This is a genomic window from Allobosea sp. 05T439 (genome assembly GCF_056396005.1).
Window position 1 is genome coordinate 10,970 of the sequence record NZ_JBFTKP010000017.1, and the last position, 14,009, is coordinate 24,978.

Annotated in this window: 11 protein-coding genes; 5 read left to right on the forward strand and 6 right to left on the reverse strand. The window is 64.7% G+C overall.

Annotation, left to right across the window (positions count from 1 at the left end; genetic code table 11):
• Positions 1–62 precede the first annotated feature (62 nt).
• From AC1DIO_RS19880 to AC1DIO_RS19900, 5 genes are all read right to left on the reverse strand, one after another.
• Entirely contained in the window at positions 63–2,612 is a 2,550-nt protein-coding gene (locus AC1DIO_RS19880; RefSeq protein ID WP_441506946.1) for a fused MFS/spermidine synthase, read from the reverse strand.
• An 83-nt stretch (positions 2,613–2,695) separates the two neighbouring features.
• The gene (locus AC1DIO_RS19885; protein WP_476853976.1) at positions 2,696–4,288 is read right to left on the reverse strand and encodes an arylsulfatase; all 1,593 of its coding nucleotides are present in this window, start codon (positions 4,286–4,288) and stop codon (positions 2,696–2,698) included.
• Positions 4,289–4,437: 149 nt separating this feature from the next.
• The gene (locus AC1DIO_RS19890) at positions 4,438–5,256 is read right to left on the reverse strand and encodes a hypothetical protein (protein ID WP_441506947.1); all 819 of its coding nucleotides are present in this window, start codon (positions 5,254–5,256) and stop codon (positions 4,438–4,440) included.
• A gap of 127 nt (positions 5,257–5,383) precedes the next feature.
• Positions 5,384–5,635 carry a hypothetical protein gene (locus tag AC1DIO_RS19895; RefSeq protein WP_441506948.1) on the reverse strand — a complete coding sequence of 84 codons (252 nt, stop codon included), beginning with the start codon at positions 5,633–5,635 and terminating at the stop codon, positions 5,384–5,386.
• Between the two features lie 185 nt (positions 5,636–5,820).
• Positions 5,821–7,035, reverse strand: coding sequence for an amidohydrolase (locus tag AC1DIO_RS19900; protein WP_476853977.1), 1,215 nt, complete (start codon positions 7,033–7,035; stop codon positions 5,821–5,823).
• A 314-nt stretch (positions 7,036–7,349) separates the two neighbouring features.
• On the opposite strand from AC1DIO_RS19900, the gene hemN reads away from it, so the two are divergent.
• Positions 7,350–8,699 (forward strand): oxygen-independent coproporphyrinogen III oxidase, encoded by a 1,350-nt coding sequence (hemN, locus tag AC1DIO_RS19905; RefSeq protein WP_441506950.1) that lies wholly within the window; start codon positions 7,350–7,352, stop codon positions 8,697–8,699.
• Between the two features lie 56 nt (positions 8,700–8,755).
• On the opposite strand, the gene AC1DIO_RS19910 is transcribed toward hemN, so the two are convergent.
• Positions 8,756–9,679, reverse strand: a complete 924-nt coding sequence (locus tag AC1DIO_RS19910; RefSeq protein WP_441506951.1) for a LysR family transcriptional regulator — start codon at positions 9,677–9,679, stop codon at positions 8,756–8,758.
• 127 nt (positions 9,680–9,806) lie between these two features.
• On the opposite strand from AC1DIO_RS19910, the gene AC1DIO_RS19915 reads away from it, so the two are divergent.
• From AC1DIO_RS19915 to AC1DIO_RS19930, 4 genes are all read left to right on the forward strand, one after another.
• Positions 9,807–10,727: an alpha/beta fold hydrolase gene (locus AC1DIO_RS19915; RefSeq protein ID WP_476853978.1), complete on the forward strand. Its 921-nt coding sequence runs from the start codon at positions 9,807–9,809 to the stop codon at positions 10,725–10,727.
• Positions 10,728–11,219: 492 nt separating this feature from the next.
• Positions 11,220–11,735: an acyltransferase gene (locus tag AC1DIO_RS19920; RefSeq protein ID WP_441506952.1), complete on the forward strand. Its 516-nt coding sequence runs from the start codon at positions 11,220–11,222 to the stop codon at positions 11,733–11,735.
• Positions 11,732–12,856: a DegT/DnrJ/EryC1/StrS family aminotransferase gene (locus AC1DIO_RS19925; RefSeq protein ID WP_441506953.1), complete on the forward strand. Its 1,125-nt coding sequence runs from the start codon at positions 11,732–11,734 to the stop codon at positions 12,854–12,856. The genes AC1DIO_RS19920 and AC1DIO_RS19925 overlap by 4 nt, the downstream gene beginning before the upstream one ends.
• A gap of 167 nt (positions 12,857–13,023) precedes the next feature.
• Complete coding sequence (locus AC1DIO_RS19930; protein WP_476853979.1) at positions 13,024–13,797, forward strand: Crp/Fnr family transcriptional regulator; 774 nt, start codon at positions 13,024–13,026, stop codon at positions 13,795–13,797.
• The last annotated feature ends 212 nt before the right edge of the window (positions 13,798–14,009 follow it).

Consider the following 14,009-nt stretch of genomic DNA (forward strand, 5'->3'; position numbering starts at 1 on the left):
GTTCTCCTTCTCAATGTCGGGCTTCCGGGGGCGGGCATCCCGCAGAACGCTTCCGCGCTCGCTCATTCGCGAGGGCCCCCTGTGAACCAGTTATAATAGGGGTTGGTGGGATCGGCCTGGATCACGCGCCGCATCTGCCGCGCCCAGCGCGCCCGGTCGCCGACATAAGCGGCAAGGCCGGCATCGTAGAATGTCACGAGTCTGCTGCGCTCATTTGCAAGATCGGCCCGGAATGCATCGTCGGCGCCGATGACCGGCGGTTCTCCCTGCATCTCCAGGAGAATGGGCAAGGTCCGCGCCAGTTCGAGCCGCCGCACCCAGCCTGCATATTCGATGCGCGGATCGTCATCCGTCACGGGGCGAGCAGCGCTTGCATAGCGCTCCAGCCCCTGCCGATCGGTGACGAAGGTCGCGAGGAGAGCCGCAGGGGAATCGATGCCGACATCACTCAGAGCCTTTGCCACCTCCGGCTGTGCGAAGCGGCCGGCGATCCTCTGCAGATCCAGCGAAACCGGTTCTTGCGAGCCGATCAGCAGCATCTCGTGCAGCTCAGTGGTCCAGAGGGTGGCGTGCGGGAAGACGTCGAGGAAGCTGCGCACCAGAGACCGCGTGTCTTCGTCGTTCTGGGTCGGCAGGGGCAGCCACTGCGCGACGAGGCCCCCCTCGGCAAGGCGCGATTGAGCCAGAGCATAGAAATCGCTCGAATACAGGTTGGCGACGCCCGCAGCAGAGGGTGGCGGCGGTTCGAGCGTGATCAGGTCGTAGCGATCCGGGTTGCGCAGGAGCTCGCGGCGTCCATCGCGCAGGCGGATCTCGAGACGCGGGTCGGTTGCGGCCCGGAAGCTACCCTCGAAATTCGGCGCCGCGCGGATGACGCTCGGCAGCAATTCGGCAACGACGCGCCGGTCGAGGCCGGGATAGGTCAGCAAGGCTCCCGCCGTGATGCCGGTACCGAAGCCGATCACCAAAGCCGATTTCGGCTCGCGGTTGTGAATGATCAGCGGCAGCAATGCCTGCATCCGCATGTAGCGCAGGGATGGCATCGCATCGCCGGAATTGGAGACGCCCTGGATGTAGAGACGGCGGAAGCGGTTTCGGCCCGAGCTCCGCTCGACGACGGCGACCGTGCCGCCCAGGCCCTCGTCATAGAAGGTAAGGCTCGCGCCGCGGGCGCCGGGCATCAGCGTGGCGAGGCGATCGGATGGCAGGAGGATGGCGGTCGCGCATGTGGCGGCGCTGATGGCGAGCGCCGCGATCCAAGCCTTTGAGCCGGCGCGCCGTTCGCGCAAGGCAGCGACGGCTCCCACCAGCGCGGCGGCAACGGCGAGCACTGCGAGGGTCTGGACGAGCCCGAGCGCCGGAATGAGGACGAAGCCGGTGATGGCCGTGCCAAGAATGCCGCCGAGGGTATTCAACGCGACGATCATGCCGACACCGCGGCCGATATGCCGGGGGGCGACGATCAGGCGCAACGCCGCTGGAAAGGCCGCGCCTAGGAACAGGGTACTGGGAAGGACGACGCAGATCGCGGCGACGGCAAATCGGGCGGACATGCCGGCAAAGGCGCTGCCCGTCAGATTCAGCACTGCTGCCTCGACCAGGCCCTGGAGCTGGCTCAGCCAGGGGCCGAGCACGGCGATGGCCAGAGCGGCCGACAGGCCGGCCCCTGCGATGAGCAGGCCGAAGACACTCCATGGCTTCGTGACGCGATCGGCCCAGCGCGCGAAAATGGCAGCCCCCAGCGCGAGCCCGGTGAGATAGGTTGCGAGCAGGACGGAGAAGGCGAAGCTGCGCGTGCTCATGAAGGGCACGATCGTCTGCGACCACACCACCTCGTAACCCAGCGCGATGCCGCCTGCGACCGAGTAGAGGGCGATGGCCAGCGCGGCCGAAGGCGAGAAGCCGCTATCGGTCGGCTTGACCGCGTCGACGCTTGCGACACCTGCCTTAGCGTTCGTTGCAAGCGCCGCGAGGGCCGCAACCAGGCAGATTGCGGCGGCCACGAGCGCCGAGCCGCGCATGCCGACCGCGGGAATGACAAGGAACGAGGCGAGCAGTGCACCGGTGATGGCGCCCGCTGTATTGGCCGCATAGAGCCGGCCGCCGACCTGACTGACATCGTCGCGCCGGGTGGCGGCGAAACGCGTCAGTGCCGGMAGCGTGCCGCCCATCAGCACGGCGGGCAAGCCGACGAGCGCAAACACCATCGCCCAGGCGAGCGGCGGTGTCGTCAATTCGAGGCGGGCAAAGAGCGGAGCTGCCTGCGACAGGCCGATGGTCGCAGCCATGGCGAGGATGGCGACGCCACCTTCGAGAGCGGCGTAGAGACGCAAGGGCTGAAGGTTGCGGTCGGCAATCGGTCCAAAGATCAGGCCGCCGATCGCGAGGCCGGCGAAGAAGGCGCTGACGCCGGTCGTCACGGCATAGACCTCGACCCCGACCACGGTCGAGAGCTGCCTGATCCAGATCACCTGGAGGATCAGCGCGGCCGTACCTGAGAGGAACAGCAAGCCGGCTGGCAGGGTGAGCGCAGCACGGACAACCGGCGTGGCGCGATCCCGGATCGCCCCAGCGCCGCGACGTCGCCTCGACGCTTCTGTCCCCACGCTCATGCCGGCTTTCAGCTTAAGGCCCATTTGAAGGAGACCAGCCGGCGCCTCGCGACGCCGGCTGGCACCATACCTGAGTTACAGGCTCACTCCAGACCACGCTTCCTGAACGACTCGTCGATCTTCCTGTCCACCTGTTTGCGGACCTGATCGACGCCGAAGCTCGCGGGCCGCTGGCTCGGGGGATATTCCACGAAGCTCTCGAGGAATTGCGTGGCTTTCATCACCCCCTGGGCGGCGAGATAGGCGTTCTCGGTCCGCCACTGATCGTACCCGCTGCCGGAGATCTCTGCATGCTCGTAGGGGTCCATGCGCAGATTGAACATCTTGGGCAGGCGCAAAGGAGTGAAGGGATTCGCCCAGACATCCATCTGGCCAGGCTGCTCCTGCTTTTCGAAGACGAGTTTCCAGTTGTCGAAGCGCATCGCGACGAGGGCGCCATCGTCGTTGAAATAGTAGAACTCGTTGCGTGCGCTCTTGTCGGATTTGCCCGTGAGGTAGTCGATCTGGTTGAAACCATCGAGATGGTTGCGGAAGGTCGTCGGGTTGCCCTGCGGCTGCCAGCCCTTGAGGAGGCGATCCTTCACGGCTGTGTCACCAGCCGCAGCGAGCAGCGTCGGGAACCAGTCGAGGCCCGAGACGATGCCAGTGGCGATTTCGCCCGGCTTGACCTGGCCCGGCCAGCGGATCATGGCCGGCACGCGGAACGCGCCTTCCCAGTTCGTATCCTTTTCCGAGCGGAACGGTGTCGTCGCTGCATCCGGCCAGGTGAAGGCGTTGGGGCCATTATCGGTCGTGAAGACGACGATGGTGTTGTTGGCAATGCCKAGATCGTCCAGCGTCTTCAGCAGCTTGCCGACATTCTGGTCCATCTCCCACATGCCGTCGGCGTATTCGTTACCCGCCATGCCGCTCTTGCCGCGAAACTCCGGCCGCACATGCGTGAAAACATGCATGCGAGTGAAATTCATCCAGGTGAAGAACGGCTTGTTGGCGCGTACCTGCCTCTGCATGAAGTCGATCGCGGAACCCGTAGTCTCGTCGTCGACAGTTTCCATGCGCTTGCGCGTCAGTGGGCCCGTATCTTCGATCTTGCCATCGGCGGAGGTCCTCAGAACGCCCCGCGGCGACATCAGTTTGACGAATGTCGGATCATCCTTCGGCCAGTTGGGCCGTTCCGGCTCTTCCTCAGCGTTCAAATGATAGAGGTTGCCGAAGAATTCATCGAAGCCATGATTGGTCGGCAGGTACTCGTCCTTGTCGCCAAGGTGGTTCTTGCCAAATTGACCCGTGGCGTAGCCGAGCGGCTTGAGGGCCTGGGCGATGGTAACATCGCCTTTCTGCAGACCTACCGGGGCGCCGGGGATACCAACCTTCGAAAGCCCGGTGCGCAGCGGCGTCTGCCCGGTGATGAAGGAGGATCTCCCCGCCGTGCAGCTGTTCTCGGCGTAGTAGTCCGTGAACATCATGCCTTCCCGGGCGAGGCGGTCGATGTTCGGCGTCTTGTAACCGACCACCCCATGCGTATAGGCGCTGATGTTGGCCTGGCCGACGTCATCCCCGAAAATGACAAGGATATTGGGTTTGGCGGGAGGCGCAGTCTGGGCCTTCGCTGCTCCGCCGGATAACCCTAGCGTCAGTGCCAGGGCTGCGGCGGCCATGAACTTGTGGCGTTCCATGAATCAGTCCCGGTGCCGGATCGACGCTCCGGGCCAGCCCGACAGCCGCCGGACGCGGCCCATGCGCGCCGGGCGACGGTCGCATGGGGGCGGCAAGGGCTTAAGCCTGTAACAGTTACGGTAAGCTAAGAGAGCGGCGGGCGACCAGTTCAGCCGGCGAGAGCCTTTGACACCGATTGGACTGCCTGCGCAGCGATCATGTCGATGGTGCTCGCACAAGGCACGTCGCGTTCGGTCTCATCGACGAAGTCGGAGCAGATGATCTCTCCGCTGCGCAGATCGGTGGCGCACCAGGAAAAGCGCTGGCAGGTCGACATCGGATGGACCGCGATGTCGAGCGCGTAAGTCTCGTCGGGGTGCAGGAGGAGTTTGCTGATCGCGATCGCGGCAGCTCTGCGCTCGGCAGACGGCATCGCGAACAGTCTGAAGCCGGCTGTGACGAGCCGCTTCATGATGGTTTCGATAAGCAGGTCGCCATGAACTGCCGCAAGCCGGGCCGCGCGGTCCGTCAGGTTCTTGATGATGATTGTCGGCAGGCTGGCGCCGGCGGACGCGATCCTCGCTGGCTCGGTAGCGAAAGCCGGTCTCGTGGATCCATTCCCTGACGGCCGCCACGTAAAGGATGGAACGTAGCTGCCGGGTGGCATCGCGATTCTGACGGGAGCGCTTGCTCCCGCCGTCTCGTAATAGGTTGCCAGCGCCGAGCGCAGGCGTGTCGCCTCGATCCGCACGATCGGGTCGGTGCCAGGGTCGAAACTGTCGTCGCGGCCGAAGACATCGACGCCGATCGAGTAGGCCTTGATACGGTCGGAATGGCCCGCAACGGTTTGCGTGACGACAAAAGAGAGGAAGCGCCGGTTGCGCTCGGAAAGGCGCAAGGCCTCGTGCGCCAGCAGAGTGTCCAACGCTGCAAGGACGAGTTGGGGAGGAGGATTCCCGTCATGCAGCCTTGCAATGCGCCCGCCCATCACTCGCCTCGACAGCTAGGACTGAAGAAAGCCCGTAATTAGCTCTTGAAAGCCCAATGATGCCCTGCGAGCCAGCATGGATCAAGGCAGTATTCGATGAATTCCGCCAGAATCCGGGTCGGCTCCCTTAAGAAAGACCTAGCCGGATCAAGATATCTTGTTCTGTCGCGGAGACGAGGGCGTCGTATTCCCTGGCTCGCGCCGGGCCCACAGGCAGTGTCGATTTCGTCCAATAGGACTCGGCCTCGCAGGCTGCCTCATAAGCCTCGCACAGCTCTGCAAAGCCGGGGTCGCGGGCGAATTTTTCCCGCAGCTGCGCGCGCCGTTCTGGCCAGCGCAGCAAGAGCCTCGTTAATCCACGCTTTTTCGCCTGCTCCATGGCAGCCTCCGGCCGAAGCACTGAGGGCCCGCATCTGCAGGGCATACTGCCAGCGTGGCGCAGTTTTGCGCGCCTGGAACTGTTGCCTGTAACCGTAACGGCAAGAGGGCGGACCTGCGCCCCTTCGACAGCAGAGTATGGTCCCGCGCCGCTTCCGGCGGCGCGGGATAGTGGTGCAGGTAGCCTCAGGCCGCGGCTGCCCGCAGATCCTCGCCAAGCTCTTCGCTGACGATGTTCACCCAGTAGCGAATGCCGTCGGGAATGATCTCGTCGTTGAAGTCGAAGAGCGGCGTGTGAAGTCCCTTGAAGGAGCCGTCCGCCTCGACGCCATTGCCGATGCGCATGAAGGCGCCCGGCTTGATCTGCATCATTTCGGCGAAATCCTCGGCCCCGGTTCCCGGCCGGATCGCCCCATTGACATTGGCGGCGCCGACCGAAGCGGACGCGGCGGCCACTGCGACTGCGACCTGATCCGGCTGGTTCCGCAAGGCGCTCGGTCCGCGCCGATAGGAGGCCTCCGCGGTGCAGCCCCAGGCTTGCGCGGTTGCCGCGGCAAGTTCAGCAATCCGTCGCTCGACCAGATCGCGGATTTCCGGCGCGTAGGTGCGCGCCGTACCGCCGATGACGAGCTCTGCCGGGATGACATTGCTGGCTTCCGCCGAGCCGGCATGGACATAGCCGACGCTGATCACGGCGGTGTCGAGCGGCGCGACATTGCGCCCGATGATGCCCTGCAATCCGAGCACGAAATGGGCCTGGGCATAGGTGATGTCGGTCGAGAGGTGAGGCTGCGAGCCGCCATGCCCACCGACTCCGCGGAAGATCACCTGCCAGCTATCGGCCGCAGCCAGCATCGGGCCGTTGCACGTGCCGAAGGACGAGGCCAGCATGCCTGGTGAGTTATGCAGCCCGTAGATCGCATCGCAGGGGAAGCGCGCGAATAGCCCGTCCTTCAGCATGGCGAGCGCTCCGCCGCGCCCTTCCTCCGCCGGCTGGAAGATCAGATTCACGCTGCCGGCGAAATCGGGGTTCTCGGCGAGGTAGCGCKCCGCGCCGAGCAGCATGGTCGTGTGCCCGTCATGGCCGCAGGCATGCATGCGGCCCGGATTCTGCGAGGCATAGGGCAGCCCTGTCTCCTCGATGAGCGCAAGCGCGTCCATGTCGGCGCGCAGTCCGATCGCGCCCTGGCCCGGCCGGCGGCCACGGATGACACCGACTACGCCGGTTCCGCCGACGCCTTCGGTCACCTCGACGCCCCATTCCCGGAGTTTGCCCGCGACCAGCGCGGCCGTGCGGTGTTCTTCCAGGCCGAGCTCCGGATGGGCATGGATGTCGCGCCGGATCGCCGTGAACTCAGCGTGATGCTGGTCGAGCCAGATATCGAACCGCGTTTTCGTCATGTGTGGTCTGTTCCCCATTTTCGTGCACGCAACTGCCGCGGCACCCCGGAGGGCTTGCCTCGGCAGCAACCTGCGACGACAGCGCAGGCGGCGCGTGGCGTATTCCAGAAGAGGAGCCCGTGCTTGGCAAGAGCTCTGAGCGATGGGCGGAACTGCGTTGGGAGCCATGGCGGTCGCGCCAGAGCCCAATCCTCTCAAGTCGGTAGCACGCCCCATCGATCGGGGCGGCATTTGTCCTGGATCAAGGATCGTTCGCCGGGGCGCGCTAGACACATGCCATTGAAATCGACTCTGGCAAGACAGGGATACGTGTCATGACCAATGTCCGGGCGCGGTATTTCGACGAGCGCCTGCCGCGCTATACCAGCTACCCGACTGCGCCACATTTCACGGGCGAGATCGGTGCGGAAAGTTATGGCGATTGGCTGCGGGCGCTGAGGCCCGGAACGAAGGCCTCGCTCTATCTCCACATCCCGTTCTGCCGCTCGATGTGCTGGTATTGCGGCTGCCACACCAGTGTTGCCCTGCGCGACCAGCCGATCGTCGATTATCTCGCAGTCCTGCGCCGCGAGATCGCGCTCGTTGCCGATCGGCTCGCTGCGCCGCTCCAGGTCCAGCATGTCCATTTTGGCGGTGGTACGCCGACGATCATCGCGCCGGACGATTTCCTTCGTCTGGTTGCGCTGTTGCGGGAGCGCTTTGTCATCGCCCCCTCGGCCGAGATCGCCGTCGAGATCGACCCCCGCAGGCTGACAAGGGCGGTGACAGAGGCCTTGGCTGCATCCGGCGTCAATCGGGCGAGCCTCGGAGTCCAGAGCTTCGATCCGGTGGTGCAGGAGGCGATCAACCGCATCCAGAGCGTCGAGCAGACGGCAAGCGTCGTCGCCGGGCTCAGAGCTGCCGGCATCAGCGGCTTGAATTTCGACCTGATCTACGGCCTGCCGAAGCAGACGGTCCGATCTTGCATCGAGACCGTCGAGCGCTGCGTCGCGTTGCGGCCGGACCGCCTCTCGGTCTTCGGCTATGCTCATGTGCCCGGCTTCAAGAAACATCAGCGCAGGATCGACGAGGCGGATTTGCCTGACGGGTTGGAACGTCACGAACAGGCTGAGGCAATGGCCGAGGCGCTGGTCGCCGCCGGCTATGTCCGCATCGGCCTCGATCATTTTGCCCTGCCGGACGATAGCATGGGGCAGGCAGGGGCAGAGGGCGTGCTGCGTCGCAATTTCCAAGGCTACACCACTGACGGCGCCGAGGCGCTGATCGGCTTCGGCGCCTCGGCGATCGGCCGCCTTCCCGGCGGATATGTCCAGAACGAGGTCGTCATCGGCCGCTATGCCGAGCGTGTGCTGAGCGGGGCGTTGGCCACGGCGAAAGGCTTCCGGCTCAGTACTGACGACCGGCTGCGTGCCGAGCTGATCGAACGCCTGATGTGCGATCTCACGGTCGATATCGGCGCCGTCTGCGCCAAGCACAAGGCGAACCCGGAGGATCTGGCGCCATCCTTCCCGCGACTGAAGGCGCTGGCGCAGGACGGGGTCATTCACTTCGACGGCAGTCGCGTGCTGATGCCGGAGGATTCGCGCCTGCTTGTCCGCAAGGTGGCCTCGGTCTTCGATGCCTATCTCGCTCAGCCGGGGCGCAGCTACAGCCGCTCGGTCTGAGCGCAGATGCATCCAATGCCTCGGCGGCGCAGTGCGGTGCCGAGAATGTGTCGTGTTCACGACATCGGCGAGGCCTGGGCGACCGCTGTCTCCCAATAGGGCGGATTCCCGAAACTCTGGCGCAGATGTTCCGTCAAGGCGCGTACCTTGACGGAGGCTGCGCGGTCGCGGGGATGGGCGACGTGGACTTCAGCGCCTTCGGCCTCGATCCCGACATCGACGATCTGCAGGTCGCCGCGGGCGACCTGCTCATGGACGACAAAGGTCGGCAGCAAGGTGATGCCAAGCCCTGCCAGGGCGGCGTCGCGCATCATCAGCCCGTTATTGACGCGCACGGCCGGCTGCGCTCGCACCACGACTGCGCCGCTCTCGCTGTGAAACCGCCAGTCCGAGTCCCGGTTTATGTAGAGGATCGCGCGATGCTGCCTGAGTTCGATCAGCGTCCCCGGTCTGCCACAGGCATCCAGATAGGCAGGCGAGGCGACGAGGACGCGGCGGCTGCTCGCAATGTGCCGCGCGACAAGTCGCGTGTCATGGATTGGGCCATGGCGGATGACGGCATCGTAGCCATCCGCCGCCGCATCGACGAAGCGATCCTCCAGCTCCAGTGCCAGCTCGATCTTGGGGTTGGTCGCCAGGAAGGAAAAGATCGCCGGGCCGAGATGCAGGACCCCGAAGCTGACGGGTCCGGAGATCCGCAGTGGTCCGACCAGCTCGCTTCGCCGTTCGGCGAGTTCTGCCACGGCCTCCTCGGCCTCGCGCAACAAGCGCCTGCCGCGCTCCAGGAAGGCGGTGCCGCCTTCGGTCAGCGACAGCTTGCGGGTGGTTCGCTGCACAAGTCGCGTGCCCACCAGCCGTTCCAGCTCCGCCAGCCGTTCGCTGACCACGGATTTGGCCAGTCCCATGCGCTGGGCCGCAGCGGTGATCGATCCGGCTTCCGCGACCATCACGAATGCCGCGACTCCGTCGAGCTTCATCATTGTTCGCTATTTCCGGAAACCAGTTTCGCTTTCTGGCGGCTACTCCAGACAATGGCGCAGCGCCATCATCTCGTCGAGAGCAAGGCCGTGCCCTGGAGTGCCCGGCCGGACATGAGGAGAGATCGCGATGCTTCGCTTCCTGGCCGCCGCTACCGGCGCCCTTCTTTTCGCTGCCCCCGCGTTGGCTCAGATTGTTCCGTTTCCGGCGGGTTTCCGCACGCAGGAGATCCCGACCAACGGTACGACGTTGCACGTACGGGTCGGCGGACAGGGGCCGGCGGTCGTCCTGCTGCACGGCTATGGTGAAACCGGCGACATGTGGGGCGAGATGGCGGCCGATCTCGCGCGGGACCGGACCGTGATCGTTCCCGACCTGCGTGGCATGGGCCTTTCGGCCATCCCCGAAAAGGGCTTCGACAAGAAGAACCAGGCCGCCGACATTGCCGGCGTCCTCGATGCCCTGAAGGTGGACCGGGCGGAGCTGGTGACCCATGACATCGGCAACATGGTCGGATTTGCGCTTGCCGCCGGGTATCGCGATCGCGTGACGAAGTTCGTGCTGATCGATGCCCCCTTGCCGGGCGTCGGCCCCTGGGAGGAGATCCTGAAGAATCCGCTGCTCTGGCACTTTCGCTTCGGCGGCCCCGACATGGAGCGGCTCGTCGCCGGCCGCGAGCGCATCTATCTCGATCGCTTCTGGAATGAATTCTCGGCGACCCCCAGCCGGTTCAGCGAAGCTGCGCGAGAGCATTATGCGGCGCTCTACGCCAGGCCGGGGGCGATGCGCGCGGGCTTTGCCCAGTTCGCCGCCTTCGATCAGGATGCTGTCGACAACAAGGCCTTCCTGGCAAAGGGCAAGCTGACGATCCCTGTGCTGGCGATCGGGGGGGAGAAATCCTTCGGACTGGGCATGGCTGCGGTCATTAAGTTCGCAGGCGAGAACGTCCAGGGCGCGGTTGTGCCCGGTAGCGGACATTGGATCATGGAGGAGAATCCTGCGGCGACCGTCGCTCTGGTCCGCAGCTTCCTGGATGCCGGGCGACCATGAGAGCGGCGACCCGGTCGCGTCGGAGCGCCGCTGCCTTCGACCGGATCATGCGTCGCCGTCACCTATACGTTCACTGAACCGGAAGGGCCGATCTGCCGAAGCGGAGGCCCCTCTGTCCAACAGGGTCGAGCGCTGGCGATAACGGTCCACTGAGCGAGAGCGCGCATCTGCCCTGCGACGGCCAGCCGGGCCGCTCATTCACGAATAAAAATCGAGAGGATCCTGCCCGCGGCAGTGCGCAAGGCCGCGCCTCCGGTCTTCCCCGGCGATTGTCAGGCGCTGCGTCGGGCGGGGGTGCGGCAGACCTTGGTGGCGCGGCCTGCAAGGTCCTGCTGCCACGGGAGGAGAAGCAATTCGTCGGAAGGTGTAGGGAGCCTACTGCTCCGGGCGATCCGCCTATAGGCTTCATCCGAACGAGGCGCGCCCTATTCCCATCGTTCCGGTTCCGCTTTTGCACGCTAGCGTTCTGCCGGAGCAGGGAAGGGGAGCGCCATGCCCATCATCGATGTGGACTTCGGTGATGATGTCGTCGTCAGCCACCCCGATCTCGTCAATCTCTATGGCTGTGCGATCGGCTCGGGCACACGGATCGGCCCCTTCGTCGAGATCCAGCGCGGCAGCCGCATCGGCCGGCGCTGCAAGATATCCTCGCATTCCTTCATCTGTGAGGGGGTGGTGCTCGAGGATGAGGTCATGATCGCCCATGGCGTGATGTTCACCAATGACCGCATGCCGCGCGCGGTCAGGCCGGGGGGATCGCGAGAGGCGCAGGCATGGGCCCAGGACGCCACGGTCGTGCGCCGAGGGGCGTCGATCGGCTCGAATGCCACCATTGGCTGTGGGGTCGAGATTGGAAGCTACGCCGTGGTCAGCTGCGGCGCAGTCGTGATGCGTGATGTGCCGGCCCGCGCGGTGGTCGCCGGGGTCCCGGCCAGCGTCATCGGCCATGCCGGAGCCAACGCCACTGCGCCCAGGTTGTTTGAAACCGTACTGGGGGAAACCTCATGATCCCATTTCTCGATCTCAAGGCTCAGTTCAAGACGGTGCAGGAGCCGCTTGAGGCGGCCGTCCTCTCCGTCCTGCGCAGCGGCAACTATGTCCTGGGCGAACCGGTCGCGGCCTTCGAGCGCGCGTTCGCTGAATATTGCGGTGTCGGGGAAGCCGTGGCCGTGAGCAGCGGCACAGCAGCCCTGCACCTGGCCCTGCTCGCGGCCGGTGTCGAGCCCGGGGACGAGGTGATCACGGTACCAATGACCTTCGTCGCAACGGTGGCCGCGATCCACTATGCGGGAGCGAAGGCGGTTCTGGTCGATGTCGATCCCACCAGCTTCACGATGTCGCCGGAAGCCTTCGAGGCTGCCATCACGCCGGCGACCCGTGCCGTCGTGCCCGTCCATCTCCATGGCAGGCTTGCCGATATGGCGGCGATCGGCGCCATCGCCAATCGCTACGGCATCACCGTGATCGAGGATGCTTCCCAGGCCCATGGCGCGGAGCGCGATGGCATGCGGGCAGGCGCCTTCGGCTCATATGGCTGCTTCAGCTTCTATCCCGGCAAGAATCTCGGGGCCTGCGGCGAGGGGGGCGCGGTGGTCACTCACGATTCCAAGGCCGCTCAGCTGCTGCGCAGCTTGCGCGACTGGGGGCAGGAGGGACGATCCAATCACGTCAGGCCCGGCTTCAATCTGCGCCTCGACGCGATCCAGGCCGTGGCGCTGCAGGTCAAGCTGCCCTATCTCGATGGCTGGACACAGAAGCGCAGACGGATCGCTTCGGCCTATGAGCGGCTGCTGGGCGACACTGAGCTGCAGCTTCCGGCTCCGGCCCGGCGTGCGGAACACGTCTTTCATGTCTACGCGATCCAGAGCGAAGAGCGGGACAGGCTGCGGACGGGACTCGCCAAGGCGGGGGTTTCGACCGGCATCCACTATCCCCGCCCGGTTCATCTGCAGCCGGCCTATGCCGGGTTGGGTTACGTGCCCGGCGACTTTCCAGTCTCGGAGCGGCTGGCGCGGCGTTTTCTCTCGCTGCCGATCTTCCCGGAACTTGTCGCACCCCAGCTGGCGCGGGTCGCTTCCGCTCTTATCCGGTGCTGCGAGGAGCGGCACGTCCACGCGGCCGATGCGTGAAGCCATTGATCGTCACCACGCGCAGTTTCCCGGTGGGGGAGTCCTTTGGGGCGCCAAAGTACAATGAAACGTTTGAAACTGGGTCCGACAAATGCAGCTTATCGGGGATTGGCGGTTAACATAAGTTAACCCTTCGGGCCATCGCGCGGCCTTGGCGGAGGGGGGTTATGCATCGCATCCAGTCGGCCGTGGCATCGAGCCATGCGGGCGTCGCGCGGGAACGCGTGTGGTGCCTGACATGCCCGTTGCGGCAGATCCCCGCGCTCCATGGCGTGTCGGATGCGGATGCTACGACCCTGGAAGAGTTCAAGCAGGGGCAAAGGTTTGCGGAAGCCGGTAGCGTGATCCTGGAACGAGGCGCGCGGCCGGGCCTGTTCACGCTGTTCTCCGGTTGGGCTGCAGAGTACCGGGCTCTGGGGTCCGGCGAGCGTCAGCTCGTCGCCATCCTCCTCCCCGGGGATCTGATCGGTCTCGATACGGTGATGGCGGGCCCCTCAGAGAGCACCATCATTGCCCTGACCCCCGTCATGCTGTGCAGTTTCGCTGCTGCGAGAGTCGACGAGATGTTCCGGCACGAGAGCTTCATGCGGAGTATCACGCGTGCTGCGGTTGCCGGGCGCCGCCGCCTCGTGGATTCGCTGACCGCGCTCGGTGCGGGGCGGACGTCTCGTGCGCTCGCCCATTTCGTCGTGACGTTGCACGATCGCCTGCAGATCCGGGGGCTGATGCATGACGGGGGCTTCAAGACGCCGCTCGGGAAACGCCACCTGGCGGAGGCTTGCGGAGTCACCGGGGTTCACCTGCATCGCGTCATGCAATTCCTGCAGGCTGAGCGGGTGATGTCCTTCGCGACCGGCCAGTTCAGCATTTACGACATGGAGCGGCTACGCCGTATGGCTGGTCTCTCCGTCAATGGTGCAGAGGCAGAGACAGTCCTCTGATGAGGTCTTCACGATTTTTTGTCCTAGAGGGTGAGCTGAAAAGGTAACATTTGTTTGGTTCGCCGAATAATTTTCTTTGGCCGGCTTAGAATTGATGTAAAATTTAATACATGGAGAAAGCGGCGGCAGTTCTCCTTTTAGACTTATTTCTGGCAAAATTATGGGGCGATGCGCTTTTAATTCGAGGATATTGTTATGATATTCGAAAATAT